This window comes from Nocardiopsis sp. CNT312 (assembly GCF_000515115.1).
Taxonomy (GTDB): Bacteria; Actinomycetota; Actinomycetes; order Streptosporangiales; family Streptosporangiaceae; genus Nocardiopsis.
Window position 1 is genome coordinate 66,868 of sequence record NZ_AZXF01000014.1, and the last position, 17,397, is coordinate 84,264.

At 71.8% G+C, this 17,397-nt stretch carries 12 protein-coding genes; 7 read left to right on the forward strand and 5 right to left on the reverse strand.

Going from position 1 to position 17,397, the window contains the following annotated elements; translation table 11 throughout:
- Window positions 1-57: 57 nt before the first annotated feature.
- Window positions 58-2,154, reverse strand: a complete 2,097-nt coding sequence (locus B042_RS0105915) for an AIPR family protein (protein ID WP_028647499.1) — start codon at window positions 2,152-2,154, stop codon at window positions 58-60.
- A 457-nt stretch (window positions 2,155-2,611) separates the two neighbouring features.
- Between B042_RS0105915 and B042_RS0105920 the strand changes: the two genes are divergently transcribed.
- From B042_RS0105920 to B042_RS0105940, 5 genes are all read left to right on the forward strand, one after another.
- A complete protein-coding gene (locus tag B042_RS0105920) occupies window positions 2,612-2,878 on the forward strand; it encodes a helix-turn-helix transcriptional regulator (RefSeq protein ID WP_028647500.1) in 267 nt (88 codons plus the stop codon).
- Between the two features lie 16 nt (window positions 2,879-2,894).
- Window positions 2,895-3,092 carry a hypothetical protein gene (locus tag B042_RS22090; protein ID WP_036554070.1) on the forward strand — a complete coding sequence of 66 codons (198 nt, stop codon included), beginning with the start codon at window positions 2,895-2,897 and terminating at the stop codon, window positions 3,090-3,092.
- Complete coding sequence (locus tag B042_RS0105930; protein ID WP_028647501.1) at window positions 3,093-3,320, forward strand: type II toxin-antitoxin system HicA family toxin; 228 nt, start codon at window positions 3,093-3,095, stop codon at window positions 3,318-3,320.
- A 425-nt stretch (window positions 3,321-3,745) separates the two neighbouring features.
- On the forward strand, window positions 3,746-4,207 hold the full coding sequence (locus B042_RS0105935) for a Panacea domain-containing protein (RefSeq protein ID WP_028647502.1): 462 nt from the start codon (window positions 3,746-3,748) through the stop codon (window positions 4,205-4,207).
- Window positions 4,194-4,658 (forward strand): hypothetical protein, encoded by a 465-nt coding sequence (locus B042_RS0105940; protein ID WP_155988904.1) that lies wholly within the window; start codon window positions 4,194-4,196, stop codon window positions 4,656-4,658. The genes B042_RS0105935 and B042_RS0105940 overlap by 14 nt, the downstream gene beginning before the upstream one ends.
- Before the next feature lie 37 nt (window positions 4,659-4,695).
- On the opposite strand, the gene B042_RS0105945 is transcribed toward B042_RS0105940, so the two are convergent.
- Both B042_RS0105945 and B042_RS0105950 read right to left on the reverse strand, forming a co-directional pair.
- Window positions 4,696-4,875, reverse strand: a complete 180-nt coding sequence (locus tag B042_RS0105945) for a hypothetical protein (RefSeq protein ID WP_028647504.1) — start codon at window positions 4,873-4,875, stop codon at window positions 4,696-4,698.
- 112 nt (window positions 4,876-4,987) lie between these two features.
- Window positions 4,988-6,067, reverse strand: coding sequence for a lactonase family protein (locus B042_RS0105950; protein WP_028647505.1), 1,080 nt, complete (start codon window positions 6,065-6,067; stop codon window positions 4,988-4,990).
- Window positions 6,068-6,291: 224 nt separating this feature from the next.
- Between B042_RS0105950 and B042_RS0105955 the strand changes: the two genes are divergently transcribed.
- Together B042_RS0105955 and B042_RS0105960 are read left to right on the forward strand one after the other, a co-directional pair.
- Complete coding sequence (locus tag B042_RS0105955; RefSeq protein ID WP_028647506.1) at window positions 6,292-6,567, forward strand: DUF1778 domain-containing protein; 276 nt, start codon at window positions 6,292-6,294, stop codon at window positions 6,565-6,567.
- A 7-nt stretch (window positions 6,568-6,574) separates the two neighbouring features.
- Window positions 6,575-7,066, forward strand: a complete 492-nt coding sequence (locus B042_RS0105960; protein WP_028647507.1) for a GNAT family N-acetyltransferase — start codon at window positions 6,575-6,577, stop codon at window positions 7,064-7,066.
- Between the two features lie 24 nt (window positions 7,067-7,090).
- Here B042_RS0105960 and hrpA read toward each other — a convergent pair whose 3' ends face one another.
- Both hrpA and B042_RS22095 read right to left on the reverse strand, forming a co-directional pair.
- Entirely contained in the window at window positions 7,091-11,080 is a 3,990-nt protein-coding gene (hrpA, locus tag B042_RS0105965; RefSeq protein ID WP_028647508.1) for an ATP-dependent RNA helicase HrpA, read from the reverse strand.
- Between the two features lie 151 nt (window positions 11,081-11,231).
- On the reverse strand, window positions 11,232-17,387 hold the full coding sequence (locus B042_RS22095; RefSeq protein ID WP_051415500.1) for a type I polyketide synthase: 6,156 nt from the start codon (window positions 17,385-17,387) through the stop codon (window positions 11,232-11,234).
- Window positions 17,388-17,397: the final 10 nt, after the last annotated feature.

The window sequence follows — 17,397 nt, forward strand, 5'->3', positions numbered from 1 at the left end:
CCTAGAGGGCCGTACGGACAGGCTGGGCCGGGTCCGGGCAGTCCTCTGGGCCGAGGCTCATTCCGCCTCGGCCCGCCGAACCTGCTCGGCGAGCTCGACCAGCGACCCCTCCCCCGGCAGGAACCAGTGCTTGGGCCCCTGCACGGCCTTCCCCGCACGGTCCCCCATGGCCTCCCTGAGCATGTGCAGCGACAGGTTGCTCGGGGAGTAGCGCTGACCGTCCGCGCTCCACAGCAGCGGACGTGAACGGTCGTTGATCCACGTGGCCCAACGGCGATCCTGGTTCTCCGCCAACCAGGCGCGCATACCGGACTGCTGGGGCCGTGTCTGCGGCCGGAACTCCAGCGGGGTCCCGTCGGCGATCGTGTCCGCGTCCACCAGAACACCCACGGCTCGGGGCCTGCGCGCCTTCTTCGGCTTCCGGTAGACCGCCGGGGCACCGGGGGAACCGGCACCCGACTTCAGGTGGGCGCGGACGGCCTCGACGAGAACCTCGCAGCGCTCCGCGCTCTTGAAGGTGGTCAGCGGAAAACTCGTCGGACCGAAACGGCTGTCCACGTAGTGGGTCGTCAGGTCGAGCATCGCCTCCACCGAGTCGACGGCGTTGTCCAACTCGGTCTCCCAGTCGGCGTCCAGGTCCGCGATCTCGGCGGTATCGGTGTGCTGGAAGACCAGATGGGTGATGAGCAGCCTGCCCTGTTCGGCGATCGCCGCACCGCGCCCCTCGCGCTGCTCGGCGAGCTCCTTCAGCCGGTCCTGGACGACACGGAAGAGCCGGACGCTGTTCCAGACCCGCGCGCTCGTCGGCGAGGGGCCGAAGAACTCCTTGTACATCGGGTCGCCGACAGGTCCCCACAGCGCGTTCTCGTTCTCTTTGACCCTCGCCACCCAGTCAGGGCGCCGGTGCGCACACAACAAGGCCAGTGTGGCTTCGCGCACGGTGCACCCCACATCGGGTGAGGGAATGATCTGTTCCCCGCGCTTGAGTGCGTACGTCTTGCCGAGGGTCAGGGCGAGGTCGTCCCGCAGCTCGGCCTGTACAGGGTCGAGCGCCACGAAGTCGCGCCGCTCCACCTGGTTCTGTGTGTTGGTGGCGGTGGTCACCCGTTCCCCGAAGTTCCCGTTCTCGTCCTCCAGGGAGATGAAGCGCACACTGACATCGGCTTGTTCACCGACCCCGGGAACCTCGCGAACCGCCCGGTGGATGGCGGCGACGGTCTGGGCTCCGTTGACGATGCTGGCCCCTTCCACGGAGAGCTGGCCGCTGCCGCCTGCCCTGCCCCTGTACTTCACCCCCCGGCGTACCGAGTCCGCCAGCACCGTGATGCCGTTGTTGAAGTACCAGAAGTGCTGTGGCTCATTTTTCAGGGTGTCGATGAGCCCTTGGTTGATGCTGGTCACGCCGAGGGAACGACGAATATTACGGTCGAAGAGCCGATCACCATGCTCGTCGTACCAGTCCTTGATCTGCCCCGCCGGGACCGTACCGGAGAACGCCGGATACGGACCGTCGTGCTCACTACAGCGTTCGACCATGACGTCGAGGTCGACACGGGCACGGTTCACCCCCGCCCTGACGAACTTCTGGAAATCACTCAGGTGTACATACTCGATGCCGACCGTTTCAGCACCGTGCAGGGTGACATGCTCGTCGTTCTTCCGTTTGATGTCGGGGTGCACCGGTTCGTTGCCCATCAGAGCCATGACCACGGTGATCTTCACCGACGGGGTCTCGATGGCCTCACGAACCTCCGGCCACAGTTTGTGGAAACGGTCGTTGAAGCCCGCCACATTCATCGACAGGATCTCTCCCACCCCGTCCCAGAACTTGAGAGTGGCCTCCAGGTTCAGCGTCGCGTCACCCTTGTTCCTCCACTTGGACTGCACGAACCACAGGCGGGAGCGAGTGCTGTCCACATGGACGGCGTCGATACCCCCGTCATCGGTCCCGTCGATGATCGAGGATCCCGCCTCGCCGATGTCGCAGCCGGACAGACTCTTGACCGCGAGAGCGGCCAGTCCTCTGGTCAGGCTTTTGGAGGTGGGTTCCTCAACCGCCAGGGAATGCCCCGGAATGTCGCTGAAATCGATGACGTCCGCGAAGTGCTGGCGGATGGCGTTCTTCACGTGCCGAACGGCGATGGGGGTGGCCATGAATCCAGAGCCTATCGTCGCCGCACGACGGCATCACTGGATTTGTGCCCTACGCTCCGGTGCACTCGGCCCTGCGGATGTGGTCGATGGGCCCCTGGCCGGGAACGGCCCGGCTTCGCGGCGACGCGCACCCGGGCCAGCGCCGACGGTCGATACGGGCTGGCCGTGTGCACGGGCGCCGAGAAAGCCGGAGAAAGCACAGCCCAGCGGGTCCGTGCCGGTGGCCGCCGGCCCACACACGGCGGCGGCGCGCGGGGCTGAGGCTGCCGCCCAGGCCCGGGCCGCGCGGTTCCTGGAGCCGCCCCGGCGCGGTGGCCGGCTCCAGGCCGCAGACCGAGGACCGCAGCGGCCGTGACCCGGGGACCGGTAGCGGCCCCGGGCCGCTCATTACCAGACCATCACACGGATAAGTGTGACCAAAAAGGCGGCTTGGAAGCCAATTTGGCACGGTGGCCGTATGGACCTCCCGATCCAGCAACAGGTCTCGGCGACGATCACAGCGGTCATGACCGTCGCTGGGGACACCACGACCACCCTCGCCAGCGGCGTCGGCCAGCGGCGCGAGACCATCCACCGCAAGATCCACGGAAAACGCCAGTGGTCCCTGGAAGACCTGGCCGCCGTCGCCACCCACTACGGAATCACCCCTGCGGACCTGCTGGCGGGAGCGGACCACGCCATCGCCCAGGTCAGCGGACAGCGCACTGACACCACCTCCGCCTGACCCGGAAGGGACCGCCATGAGAACAACGCTGAACATCGACATCACCCTGGAACAGGGCGAAGACGGCCTGTGGTGCGCTCACGCCGACCTCGGCGAACTAGGCGATGCCTTGGGAGACGGCCCGACCCGCGAGGAGGCCATGGACAGCGTCCGGCAGGGAATCATCGCCGTCCTGAGCACGGTGACACTGCCCAGCGGCGGGGTGGCCGCTTAGATGCCGCCACTGCCCGCCGTCCCGTTCCGCAAGGTCCGCCAAGCACTCAAGAACCTCGGTTACGAGTACAGCCACGCCACCGGAAGCCATCACCCGTTCGCCCGGCCCAGCGGCAGCGGCCTGCTGTCCGTACCGAAGCCTCACGGGGACGCAGTCCCCGAGGGCACGCTCCGAAACGTGATCCGGTTGACCGGTCTGGCCGAGGAGGAGTTCCTCGAACTGCTCTGAACTCCCATACCGTGGCGGCGCGCGGGTCCGAGGTTCGTCCCAAGGCGCACCTCGGGCCCCGGGTTCTCCCTGGGGCGAACCTCGGCGGCAGGGCGGTCCGGTGGTGTCCCCGGGCCGCTCGGTACCGGACCGTCCTCACGCGGCGGTCCGGAGAGCCCGGAACACCCGGCAGAGCCGGGGAGCCGCACCGATCGGAATCGTGTTCTCCCAGGTGAGAACAGGTTCTGGAAACACGCGAGCGGACACCCTGCCGGGCGGGCCCGGAAACTTCGCGGTTTCACCGGACCGGCCTCGCCCACGAAGGTTAGGGTGATCGCACCTCGGGCGCATAGACCGCACGATCCCCCACACGTATGATCGAAAAGAGACGATAACGTGCGAAAACACCGCGCTGAAGCGCCCCGGAACGACCAGGAGGGAACGGCATGGCCGACGTGACCGACGTCGCCCGGTACATCCTCGACCGCCTGGGACCCATGAGCGCTATGAAGCTCCAGAAGCTGTGCTACTACTCCTACGGCTACCACCTGGCCTGGGAGGAGCGTCCGCTGTTCCCCGAGCGGTTCGAGGCATGGGCCAACGGCCCGGTCGCACCTGGCCTGTACACACGTCACCGCGGTCTGTTCTCCGTGGGTCCGGAGGACATCGGGGGCGATCCCGAAGCGCTGGACCCGGGGGAGCAGGAGTCCGTCGACCTCGTTCTGGGCTCCCTTCGGGGCTTCAGCGCGCACCAACTGTCGGCGATGACCCATCGCGAGGCGCCCTGGCTGCGCGCACGTGAGCGGGCCGGGGCCGAAGGACTCGAACGGAGCAACGAGCCCCTCGCCGAGGCGGACATCCACGAGTACTTCACCACGCTGACAGCGGCCGACAGTGCCCAAGGGTAAAGGCGGCAGGAAGAAGGCTCCGGTCCCCGCCGAACCCCCGGGCAAGAGCCCGCCCGACCCCGGTCGCCTTCCCCGTGCCGACAGCTCCCACGAGCGCATGTGCTGGCGCTTCGAGCACGTCGACCACGAGGGGCCGTGGGGGTTCGCGCGTGTCTCCGGCCAGGACCTCTGCGACCTGCTGAGAAAGCTTCGGGACTTCGAGCGGATGAGTGTCCGTGAACTCTTCCATCAGAGTGGGGGCCTGGCCAAGAGCTACGACGTGGAAGGGCTGCCGAACAAGCACGCCCGAGAGCGCCTCGAACACCTCCGGCTGGCCGATCAGACGAGGATCTCTCGGCTGAGGATGAGCGGACCCGGCAGACTCTACGGCTTCGTCGACGCCAACGTCTTCCACGTCGTGTTCTGGGACCCCGAACACCGCATCTGGCCGAGCCGGAAGAAGCACACCTGAACCGGTCCTCGGTCTCGGCCCTGACAGTCCACGGCCGTTATCCGCAGGCCCGCATGTCCTCGACCACGTCAGCGGTGAGCCTCTGGATGCCCTCGAACGCCTCGGAGCGGCCGTCGGCGAGCCAGGACAGGGAGGGGAACTCCGCGACCGTACCGAGGTACGCCCCGTCCTCGACCGACCAGCGCACCCGGCAGGCGTAGTGGCCGGTTCCGCTCATGCCTCCCCCTTTCCGTGAGAACCACCGTGGCCCCACCGACCTCCATGGTGGCGCCGACCGCGCGGCCCTGTCAGCCGTTTCCCACACCGATGCAGTGTCCGGGCGCGGGGCCTCAGCGCTCCCCGGCCCGGCGGATGCGGTTGATGGGCACCGGCAGCACGCACACCGGGTCGGGGATGGCCACCCGGTGCCCGGTGTCGGCGGGGACCCCGGTGGCCGGGTCGATGCGCAGCGAGGCCAGCTCGCCGCCGTTCTGCGCGGCCACCACCAGGTGGTCGGGCTCGCCGTTGTGCCCACGGACCACGGCGAAGTTGCGCGGCCACGCCCCCGACGGGGTGTTGGCCACGTGCTCCAGGCGCGCGCCGCCGTCGCGCACGGCGAAGGTCGAGATGGTGTCGGCGCCCCGGTTGGACACGTACACGTACTCCCCGTGCACGAGGATCTCGCCGGGGAAGCTCTTGCCCGCGGCCTCTTCCCCCGTGGCGTGCACCGAACCCAGGTGCTCGCCCGTGCCCGCTTCGGTGTCCCAGCGGACGGTGTGCACCCGCGAGTCCAGTTCACCCGCGACGTGGACGTACTCCCCCGCCACCGCCATGTGCCGGGGGCCGGTGCCGGGCGGCAGGGCGAGGGCTCCGGTCGGCTCGCCGTCGCGGACGGCACGCAGCTCGTCGGTGCCCAGGTCGGCCACGAGCAGGTGGCGCTCGTCCAGAGCCGCGGTGCTGTGGGCGTGCGGCCCCTCCTGGCGGTCGGTGACCGGGCCGCTGCCGGCGTGCGTGAGCGGCTCCGCCGCCGGGGAGCCGATCGTGCCGTCCGGTGCCAGCTCGTACAGGCCCACCACCCCGTCGGCGTAGTTGCTCACCGCGAGCGTGAACCCCGACACCAGGACGTGGCACGGCGATCCGCCCCGGCTGGGGGCGGAGCCCAGTTCGGTCAGCGAGGCGTCGCCGTGGACCTGGAAGGCGGCCACGGTGCCCTCGGCGCGCTCGCCCACGGCGTACACCGTGGGCGGGTGCTCGTGGAAGGCGAGGAAGGACGGCCCGGGGGTGCGCGCCGCGACCCCGGCGTCGGCCAGTTCCCCGGTGGCGGGGTCGAACCGCACCCGGTGGATGCCCGAGCCCCCGCCCGAGGGCTGGGAGTCGGGGGTGTAGGTGCCCACCAGAAGGAGCCGCCGTCTGTCCGCCGAGTCGCTCACTGGGTCCTCGTTTCCGTCGCGCGTGTACCGGCAGTGGTCTACACCACCGGGCGCATGCTACCGGCCCGGCCGCCGCGGACCGCGTCGACCCCTGCACCAGTACGGGGGGCAAACAGGTTCTCCCTAGATCTTCCGTACAAGTACCGTACAATGGATGCTGCCTACCCATCGATCGCGTGTACACGCGATGGCCGAAAGGCCAAAGGCATAAGGAGCACACCCACATGAGCACCGCCACCGAACGCATGGAAGTCAGAGTCAGCCCCGAGGACAAGACCCTGTTCCTCGAAGCGGCGCGGCTTAGTCACGAATCCGCCTCGAAGTTCGTCGTCCGAGCGGCCAGGGACGCTGCCCGGGAAGTCGTGGAACGCGAACAGACCACCACGGTCCCCGCAGCGTTCTTCGACGCGATGATCGAATCGCTGGAAGAGCCCGCCGAGCCCGTTGAGGAGCTGTCCTCCGCTGTGCGCAAGCACCGCTCGATAGTAAAGAAGAGGTAGCCCGGCCGTGTTCGTCTGCCAGCCCCTCAACCAGGAGCACGAGCTTGGTTCCTTCTCCTCTGGTAAGGGGGAGATCGATGTCTGGCTCCGCAGAAGCGCGTTGCACTCCCGCGCCAACAACACTGCCGCCACCTTCGTGTGGTGCGAGGAGGGCAGCAGAGAAGTCGTGGCCTACTACTCCTTCACATCCATGACTCTGGAGAAGGAGGAGCTGCCCAAGGCACTGGCTCGGGGCAGCATGCACAGAGTCCCGGCGGTCCTGCTGGCTCGGCTGGCACTGGATAGCCGTTTCCAGGGGCAGGGGCTCGGCCCTGTACTGCTGGTGGACACCTTCGAGCGTGCTCTCGCGGGAAACGAGATCTTCGCGGTCCGTTTCTTCGTGGTCGACGCTCTCGATGAGGATGCCTACACCTTCTATGGCAAACACGGGTTCCGGGGCCTCCCCGGAAGCATGCGCCTGTACCGCAAGATGAGCGACATCGCCAGAACACTTCAATGACAGGGCCGCCGGGACCGCGCCTACCTACTCCAGCCTGGCCGCCTTGACGGCCTCGACGGCCTTCATGATGCGCTTGTCGGAGACGGGGTAGGCGGTCCGCAGCTCCTGGGCGAACAGGCTGATCCGGTACTCCTCCAGCATCCACCGCAGCTCCACCGCGTCCGGGTCGGCGGCCCGCCCGGCGGGCAGCACGCCCACGGCCTTGCGCACCGCCTGGCGCATCTGCTCGACCTTGGCCATGTTCACCTGGTCGCGGCGCGGGTTGTCCGCCAGCTTGCCGAGCCGGTACTCCACCCCGCGCAGGTACCGGTGCACGTCGTCCAGGCGGGCCAGGCCGGTACTGGTGGCGAAGCCCTCCCCCACCAGGTCGCCGAGCTGGCCCTGCACGTCGTTGAGCGAGGGCAGCACCGCCAGGGACGTGGTGCCCTTGACCTTCTTGGCCACCTTGCGCCACAGCACGAGCACCCGTGCCGTCTTGTCGAGCACCTCGGCGAGGGTGTCCCCCAGGTCGGCGCGCACCCGGTCGGCGAGCTCGGCGAAGTCCTCGGCGTTCCACACCGGCCCGCCCGCGCGCACCAGCAGGTGGTCGACGGCGGCGGACTCGGCGTCGGCGAGCATCTTCTTCACCGAACCGTGCGGGTTGTCGGCCAGGGCGAGCTTGTCGGGGTTGTTGAGCCCCTTGCTGACCACGTGCGCCACCGAGGGCACGGTGAGCAGCAGGAGCCTGCGGGTGCCCGCGTGCATGGCGGCGCGCTGCTCGGGGCGGGTGTCGAAGATGCGGATGGCCACGGATTCGCCCTCGTCCACCAGGGCGGGGTAGCCCTTGACGGCGGGTCCGAGCGCCTTGCGCTCCAGGGTCCGCTCCAGCGGGCCGAAGTCCCAGGAGGTCAGGCCCTTCCGCTCCACGCCCTTGGCCTCGGTGGCGATGGCCTCCCGCAGGCGGGGTTTGAGCTTGGCGCGCAGGTGCTCCAGGTCCTTGGACTCGGCGACGGACCGGTTCCTGCCGTCCACGGCGCGGAAGGTGATGCGCAGGTGGTCGGGGACCCGGTCGAGCTGGAAGGCGCTGGCGGGCACCTTCTCCCCCGCCATGCGGGTGAGTTCGGCGGCCAGCGCCTCGGCCAGCGGCCCGGAGTAGGGCTCCAGCCCGGCGCGTGCCCGCGCCGCGTGGTCGGGCACGGGCACGAAGTTGCGCCGCAGCGGCTTGGGCAGGGAGCGGATCAGGGCGGTGATGAGCTCGTCGCGCAGCCCCGGGATCTGCCAGTCGAACCCGGTGTTCTCCACCTGGTTGAGCAGTTTGACGGGGACGTGGGCGGTGACGCCGTCGGAGTCGCTGCCCGGCTCGAACTGGTAGGTGAGCGGGAAGGCGAACCCGCCCTGGCGCCACACGTCGGGGTAGTCGTCCTCGCTGACGGCGTCCACGCCGTCGTTGATCAGCTCGTCGCGGGTGAAGTCGAGCAGGGTCGGATTGCTCCTGCGCTCCTTCTTCCACCAGGAGTCGAAGTGGGCGGCCGAGACCACCGTGTCCGGGACGCGGCGGTCGTAGAAGCCGAACAGGGTCTCGTCGTCGACGACGATGTCGCGGCGGCGGGCGCGGTGTTCGAGGTCGCCCACCTCGTCCAGCAGCTTGCGGTTGTCGTGGAAGAAGTGGTGGCGGGTGTCCCAGTCGCCCTCCACCAGGGCGCGGCGGATGAACAGCTCCCGGGAGAGCTCGGGGTCGATGCGCCCGTACTGCACCTTGCGCCCGGCCACCAGGGGCACGCCGTAGAGGGTGACGCGCTCGAAGGCCATGACCGCGCCGCGCTTGCGCTCCCAGTGCGGCTCGCTGTAGTTGCGCTTGACGATGTCCCCGGCGAGCTGCTCGGCCCACTCCGGTTCGATGCGGGCGACCATGCGGCCCCAGAGCTTGGAGGTCTCCACCAGCTCGGCGGCCATCACGTAGCGGGGCTGCTTCTTGAACAGCGCCGAACCGGGGAAGATCGCGAACCGGGCACCGCGTCCGCCCAGGTACTCGTGCTTCTCCGGGTCCTTGAGGCCCACGTGGGAGAGCAGACCCGACAGCAGGGACATGTGCACGCCGCGCGGGTCGGCGGCCTCCTCGCGGGGGCGGGGCACCTCCACGTCCATCTGGCGCAGCACCTGCCGGAGCTGGCCGTGGATGTCCTGCCACTCGCGGACGCGCAGGTAGTTGAGGAACTCGTCCCGGCACAGCCTGCGGAACTGGTTGCCCGACAGCTCGCGCTGGCGGTCCTTGAGGTGGTTCCACAGGTTGAGGAAGGCCAGGAAGTCCGACTCCTTGTCGTTGAACCTGGCGTGTGCGGCGCGGGCCTGCTCCTGCTTGTCGGCGGGGCGCTCGCGCGGGTCCTGGATGGACAGCGCGGCGGTGATGACCAGTACCTCACCGAGGCAGTCGCGCTGCTCGGCCTCCAGCACCATGCGGCCCAGGCGCGGGTCGATGGGCAGTTGGGCGAGGCGGCGGCCGAGCGGGGTGAGGCGGCGCGTGCCGCCGGAGGCGTCGGGGTGCAGGGCGCCGAGTTCGGTGAGGAGGGTGACGCCGTCCTTGATCTGGCGGTGGTCGGGGCCGTCCACGAAGGGAAAGGCGGCGATGTCGCCCAGGCCGAGGGAGGCCATCTGGAGGATGACCGAGGCGAGGTTGGTGCGCAGGATCTCCGGGTCGGTGAACTCGGGGCGGGACAGGAAGTCCTCCTCCGAGTACAGCCGGATGCAGATGCCCTCGGAGACACGGCCGCAGCGGCCCTTGCGCTGGTTGGCCGAGGCCTGGGAGACGGCTTCGATGGGCAGGCGCTGCACCTTGGTGCGGTGGCTGTAGCGGGAGATGCGCGCCGTGCCGGGGTCGATGACGTACTTGATGCCGGGCACCGTCAGGGAGGTCTCGGCGACGTTGGTGGCCAGCACGATGCGGCGGCCCCGGTGGGAGGCCCACACGCGTCTCTGCTCGGCGGTGGACAGGCGGGCGTAGAGCGGCAGGACCTCGGTGTTCGGCAGCTTCTGCTTCTCCAGGGCCTCGGCGGTGTCGCGGATCTCGCGCTCGCCGCTGAGGAAGACCAGGACGTCGCCGGGCGCCTCCCCGGCGAGTTCGCCGACGGCGTCGAGGATGGCCTGGGTCTGGTCGCGGTCGGTGCGCCCACCCGTCGGCCCGCCACCGCCCTCAAACGACGGCCTTCGGTCGCGGTCCCTTTCCTCGGGGTCGAGGATCTCCTCCGACAGCGGCCGGTAGCGGACCTCGACGGGGTAGGTGCGGCCGGACACCTCGACGATGGGGGCGTCGTCGAAGTGGCGGGAGAAGCGCTCGGGGTCGATGGTGGCCGAGGTGATGATCACTTTGAGGTCGGGGCGCTTGGGCAGGAGCTGTTTGAGGTAGCCCAGCAGGAAGTCGATGTTGAGGCTGCGCTCGTGCGCCTCGTCGATGATGAGGGTGTCGTAGGCGCGCAGCATGCGGTCGCGCTGGATCTCGGCGAGCAGGATGCCGTCGGTCATCAGCTTGACGAGGGTGCTGTCGCCGGAGGTGTCGGTGAAGCGCACCTTGTAGCCGATGGTCTCGCCCAGGGGGGTGCCGACCTCGTCGGCGATGCGCTCGGCGACGGTGCGTGCGGCCAGGCGGCGGGGCTGGGTGTGGCCGATGGTGCCCATGACGCCGCGGCCCAGTTCGAGGCAGATCTTGGGCAGCTGGGTGGTCTTGCCGGAGCCGGTCTCACCGGCGACGATGACGACCTGGTGGTCCCTGACCGCCTCGGCGATGTCCTCGCGGCGGGCGCTGACGGGCAGCGCCTCGGGGTAGGTGAGCTCGGGGACCGCCTCGCGGCGCAGGTCCACGCGCAGGGCGGCCTCGTCGAGGTCCCTGCCGATCTGCTCGGTCACGGAGGCGCGGCGGCGCTCGTCGCGGATCTTGGCCAGGCCGTCGATACGGCGGCGGATCCGGTGCCGGTCCGCGGGCATGAGGTCGCGGAGCCGGGAACGGAGTGTGTCGGCGCCGGGCGCGGGCGTGGTGGTGCTCATCAGGTCTCAAGGCTACGAGGGTCTGCAACCGGTTTTTCCACCGGGCGGGGGCGGGCCCCTCCAGTATCGGGTGTCCGGCCCTGCAACACGACCGGCGGGCCGGTTGTTCCGGGCGGTCCCCGCCCGGCCGGTGCGGCGGGGACCGCCCGGCTCACAGGCCCCGGGCGGTGAGATGGTCGTGGAAGAGGGAGCCGACCCTGTCCACGTCGTCCTCCAGCATGCTGAAGTGGTCGCCGGGCACACGCAGCACCTCGTGCTCGGCCGCCCAGGTGAACGGGGCGAGCGGCCGCCCGTCGCGGTCGATGGTGGGCTGCTGGGGGCGCAGTTGGAGCACGGGGGTGGCCAGCGGCCCGGGGCGCCAGTCGCGGAACAGGCGCACGTAGGCGCCCATCGCGGTGAGGCGGACCCCGTCCATGGTGCCGATCGCCTCGGCGCGCTCGACCACGCCCGCCTCGATGGTGGGCAGGCCGGAGGCCTCCAGGTCGGTGGTGTCGGGGCTGTCCATCAGCGCGGTCAGTTCGGGTGCCCGGCCGCGTCCCCGCTGGTGGAGCTCCTCCAGGCGGCGGGTCACCTCGTGGGCGACCCAGCCGCCGGAGGAGCGGCTGACCAGGACGTAGGGGTCCCCGTCCGCGCAGGAGGCGACCGCCTCGGCCAGCACGTCGGCGACGGCGTCGACGCTCGCCGGGAGCGGTTCGCCGTCACCGAACCCGGGCTGGGCGATGACGTCCACTCTGCGGTGGCCGCGGATGCGGCCGGCGAAGCGGGCGAACTCCTGGACCCCGGAGACCATGAGGATCGACGGCAAGCAGATGAGCCGGGTCGCCTCCCCCTCACGGGAGAGCCGGACCGGGGCGCGGGGCGGACCGGCGTCGGCGGTGCCGGTGAAGGCGGGGCGCATCCGCGAGGCCGACCACAGCAGGTCGAGTCCGTCGGCGATGCGCCGCCGGTGGCAGGCGTCCGTGAACAGGTCGACCAGCCCGTCGGCGGCCGTACGGTCGGCGGCCGGGCCCGGCTCCTCGTCCGGTCCGGAGGCTAGTTCGGCGAGCAGGTGGGCGGACAGGTCGCGCGGGTTCGGGTGGGCGAAGGCCAGTCCGGCGGGCAGGCGCAGGCCGGTGGCCGCGGCGAGCCGGTTGCGCAGTTCGACCGCGGTGAGCGAGTCGAAGCCCATCTCCATGAACGGGGTGTCGGCGTCGATCTCGGCGGTGCCGGCGTGTCCCAGTACTTCGGCCGTGTCGGCCAGGACGTGGGACAGGGCCATGGCGGGGCGCTGCTCGGCGGGAACGCGGGCGAGCCTGCCGCGCAGGGCCTCGGCGTCCGGGCCCGCTGTTCCGGCCCGGCGGCGCGGTGGGCGCACCAGGGCGGAAAGCATGGCGGAGACCGTGCCGGTGCGGGCCGCGCGGGCCCGGGCCCCGGCCAGGTCCAGGGGGACCGGCAGCAGGTGGGGGCGTCCGGTGGCCAGGGCGTCGTCGAGCAGGGCGAGCCCGTGCCCGGTGTCCACCGGACCGGCCATGCCCAGGCGGGTGTAGCGGCCCAGGTCCCGGTCGTCCAGGCGGGCGGTGCCGCCACCGCGCCGGGCCCACATGCCCCAGGACAGGGACACGGCGTGCAGGCCGCGGGATCGCCTGCGGTGGGCGAGTGCGTCGGTGTAGGCGTTGGCGGCGCTGTAGTGGGCCTGGCCGGGGCTTCCGAGGGTGCCCGCGGCGGAGGAGAACAGCACGAACGCCGCCGTGTCGGGGAGGAGTTCGTCCAGGTGGTGGGCGGCGTCGATCTTGGGGCGCAGCACGCGGTCGACGGACTCGGGGGTGATGGAGGTGAGCAGAGCGTCGTCCAGGACGGCGGCGGTGTGGACGAGTCCGGTGACGCGGTGCTCCGACAGCAGGTCGGCCAGACGGTCGCGGTCGGCGGTGTCGCAGGCGGCCAGAGCCACGCGGGCGCCCCGGGCGGTGAGGTCGGCCGCCAGGTCGTCGGCGCCCTTGGCTTCGGGGCCGCTGCGGCTGACCAGGAGGAGGTCGCGCACAGAGTACCGGTCCACCAGGTGGCGGGCGATCTCCCCGCCCAGGGTTCCGGTGGCGCCGGTGACCAGGACGGTGCCGTCGCCGAAGGAAAGGGGGGCCCCGGTGCGTTCGGTGCGGACCAGGCGGGGGGTGAGCACCTCCCCGGAGCGCAGGGCGGTCTGTTCGCCGTCACCGGTCAGCGCCGCGACCAGGGCGGGACCGCTGCGGCCGGGATCGTCGGTGTCCACGATCGCGAACCGGCCGGGGTGCTCCTGGGCGGCGGCGCGCACCAGCCCCCACAAGGGGGCGTGGACCGGGTCGGGCACGTCCTCGCCGTCGGCGGCGGCCACGGCCCGGTGGGTGAGCACGACCTGGCGGGCGTTCTCGGTGCGGGGGTCGGCGAGCAGCATCTGCACGGCCTCGACGGCGGCGGTGACGGCGGCGCGGGCGTCGGCCGGGCCTGGCTCCACCGGGGGGAGCAGGTGGGGCAGCAGGACACGGTCGGGGACGGGTGCTCCGGTGTCGAGGGCGGCGTGCAGGGCCGCGGCGTCGGCGTGGGCGCGGACGGTGTGTCCGGCGGCGGTGAGCGCGGCGGCGGTGTCGAACAGGTCCTCGCCGACCACCGCCCAGCTCTGCCTCTGGGCGGGGGCGGACGCGGGTGCGGGCTCCCAGGCGACGTGGAAGAGATCGTCGGCGGCCTCCACCGGCTCGGGGGCGTCGGCGGGAGCGCGCAGGACGAGGGAGTCGACGGTGGCGACGGGCGCACCGCCGGAGTCGGCGAGCAGGAGCGCCACCTCGTCGGTGCCGGTAGGGCGCACGTGGACGCGCAACCGGGTGGCCCCGCTGGCGTGCAGGGTGACACCGCTCCAGGCGAAGGGCAGCCGCACCCCGTCGCGGGGCGTCCAGGGGGCGCAGCCGAGAGCGTGCTGGGCGGCGTCTGCCAGTGCGGGGTGCAGTCCGAACCGGTCGGCGTCGGCGTGCAGGGCGGCGGGCAGTTCGACCTCCGCCCACACCTCGTCGCCGCACGTCCAGGCGGCGGTCAGTCCGCGGAAGGCGGGGCCGTAGGCGTAGCCGAGGGTCTCCAGTGCGGGATAGAGGTCGGCGGTGTCGACGGGGTCGGCCCCGGGGGGCGGCCACTGCGCGAGGTCGCGGGGTGTGGCGGCGGGCTCGGGGGCCAGGACGCCGGCGGCGTGCCGGACCCAGGGGCGGTCGCCCAGGTCGGGGGCTCCGGATGCCCCGGCGGGGCGGGCGTGGACGGTGACGGCCCGGTGCCCGTGTTCGTCGGCGCGCTCGACGGCGACCTGGAGCTGGACCGCGCCGGTGGCGGGCAGGGCCAGGGGCGCGTGCACGACGAGTTCGACCGCGTGGGGTGTGCCGAGCCGGTCTCCAGCGGTGAGGGCCAGGTCGAGGAAGGCGGTGCCGGGCAGCAGCACGGTGTCGTCCGCGGCGTGGTCGCCGAGCCAGGGCTGGGCGGTGCGGGAGAGGCGGCCGGTGAACACGACGGTGCCGGTGTCGGCGAGGGGCAGGGCCGCGCCGAGCAGCGGGTGCTCCTCGGACTCCAGCCCGGCGGAGGCCGCGTCGGAGCGGGTGCCGGCGGGGGCCATCCACAGACGGCGGCGCTGGAAGGCGTAGGTGGGCAGGTCCACGGGGCGGGCGCCGTCGTGGAACACGGTGGACCAGTCGGGGTCGGCGCCGTGGGAGAACGCCTCGGCCAGTGCGGTGCGCAGACGTTCGGTACCGCCCTGGTCGCGGCGCAGGGTGGCCACGGTGGCCGCGTCCCTGCCGGTGTGGGCGATGGTCTCGGCCAGGGGTGCGGTGAGCACGGGGTGGGCGCTGACCTCGATGAAGCGTGTGTGCCCGGCGGCGAGCAGGGCCTCGGTGGCGTCCTGGAAGAGGACCGGTCGGCTCAGGCCCGCGTACCAGTGGGCGGCGTCGGCGGGGCCCTCCAGGGGGCCGCCGGTGACCGACGTGTACAGGGGCAGGCTGGGGTCGGAGGGGGCGAGGCGGTCCAGGGATCCCAGGAGGTCGTCGCGGACGGCTTCGGCGTGCGGGGTGTGGGAGATGAGGCGCTCGGCGAACAGGCGGGCCTGCACGCCCTCGGCGGTACAGGTCTCGATGAGGCGGTCGATGGCAGCGCGGTCACCGCCCACGACGGTGGTGCCGGGGCTGTTGAGGACGGTGACGCGCAGGTCGCCGTCGGCCAGGTACGGTTCCAGCACGTCTATGCCCAGGGAGACGACGGCCATGGCGACGTCGCCGGTGATCCGCTCCAGCAGGCGGCTGCGCACGGCGATGACCTGGGCGGACTGTTCCAGGGTGAGGGCTCCGGCGATGTGCGCGGCGGCGACTTCGCCCTGGGAGTGGCCGACGACGGCGTCGGGGTGGACGCCGTGGGAGCGCCACACGGCGGTGAGGGCGATCATGACCGCCCACAGCAGTTGGGGGACGATGTCGGTGCGGTCGGGGTCGGGAGCTCCGGCGCGGCCGAGGAGGACGTCGGTGAGCCGCCAGTCGTTGTGGGGGGCCAGGGCGCGTTCGCAGTCGGCGATGCGCGCGGCGAACACGGGGGACTCGGCGAGCAGGGCGCGGGCCATGCCCTCCCACTGGGAGCCCTGGCCGGGGTAGACGAACACGGTCCGGCCCTGGCGGGCCCGGCCTCGCGCGAGACCGGGTTCGCGGGTGGCTCCGGCGGCGAGGGCGTCCAGGCGCTCCAGGAGGGTGGCGCGGTCGGTGCCGACGACGGCGGCGCGGTGGGGGTGCGCGGTGCGGGCGGTGGCCAGGGTGAGGCCGACGTCAGCGGGGTCGAGGGCGTGGTCGGCGGCGACCCGCTCACGCAGGCGGCGGGCCTGGTCGGCGAGGGCTTCAGGGGTGTGCCCCGACAGCACCCACGGGACGGGGGCGGCCGCGTCGACTCGCTCGGCGGTTTCGGGCTCGGGCTCGGGGGCCTGTTCGAGGACGGCGTGGACGTTGGTGCCGCTGGCTCCGAACGCGGAGACTCCGGCGCGGCGCGGTGTCCCGGTCCAGGGCCGCGGGCCGGTGAGCAGCCGGAGCGGGCCCGCGGACCAGTCGACGTGCGGGGTGGGCTCGTCGGCGTGCAGGGTGGGCGGCATCACCCCGTGGCGCAGTGCCTGGACGGCCTTGATGACACCCATGACCCCGGCCGCCGCGCCGGTGTGGCCGAGGTTGGACTTGAGCGAGCCCAGCCACAGCGGCCGGCCCGGGGCGCGTTCGCGCCCGTAGGCGGCGATGAGCGCACCGGCCTCGATGGGGTCGCCGAGCACGGTGCCGGTGCCGTGCGCCTCGACGAGGTCGACGTCGGCCGGGGACAGCCGGGCATCGGCCAGCGCCGCGCGGATCACCCGTTCCTGCGCGGGCCCGCTGGGCGCGGTCAGCCCGCTGGAGGCACCGTCCTGGTTCATGGCGACACCGCGCAGCACGGCCAGGACCCGGCGGCCGTGGCGTCGGGCGTCGGAGAGGCGTTCCAGGACGAGCATGCCCGCCGCCTCGCCCCAGCCGGTTCCGTCGGCCCCGGCCCCGAACGCCTTGCAGCGGCCGTCGGGGGACAGGGCTCCGTGCTCGCCGAAGGAGACCCAGGGGGACACACCGGTGTAGACGCTGGCGCCCCCGGCCAGGGCCAGGGAGGACTCACCCGAGCGCAGGGAGCGCACGGCCAGGGTGAGGGCGGTCAGGGAGGAGGAGCAGGCGGTGTCGACGGTGACGGCGGGGCCCTCCAGTCCCAGGGTGTAGGACACCCGTCCGGCTGCGACGGCGGGCATGCCGCCGATCATCCGGTATCCGATGAGTTCGGGAGGCGACTCCTGGACGGGCGGCCCGTACTCCTGGCCGACCAGGCCGACGAACACACCGGCGGGGGTGGCGCGCAGGGAGGCGGGGACGATCCCGGCGTGTTCCAGGGACTCCCAGGCGGTCTCCAGGACGAGCCGGTGCTGGGGGTCCATGGCCGTCGCCTCGCGGGGGCTGATCCCGAAGAAGGCGGGGTCGAAGTCGCCCGCGTCGGCGAGGAAGGAGCCGGAGCGTACCGGGGTGGTGCCCGGGGCGTCCGGGTCCGGTGACAGCATCCGGTCCAGGTCCCAGCCGCGGTCGTCGGGGAAGGGGCCGAGGGTCTCGCGTCCCCCGGCCACCAGGTCCCACAGCGCGTCGGGGCCCGCGGCTCCGGGTGCGCGGCAGCCGATGCCGACGATCGCGACCGGCTCGTGGCCGCGCTGCTCCAGCTCCTCGACCCGGGAGCGGGAACGGCGCAGGTCGAGGGCCATCTTCTTGACTGTTTCGCGGAACTTGCTGTTCTGGGTCATGTCTGCGCTC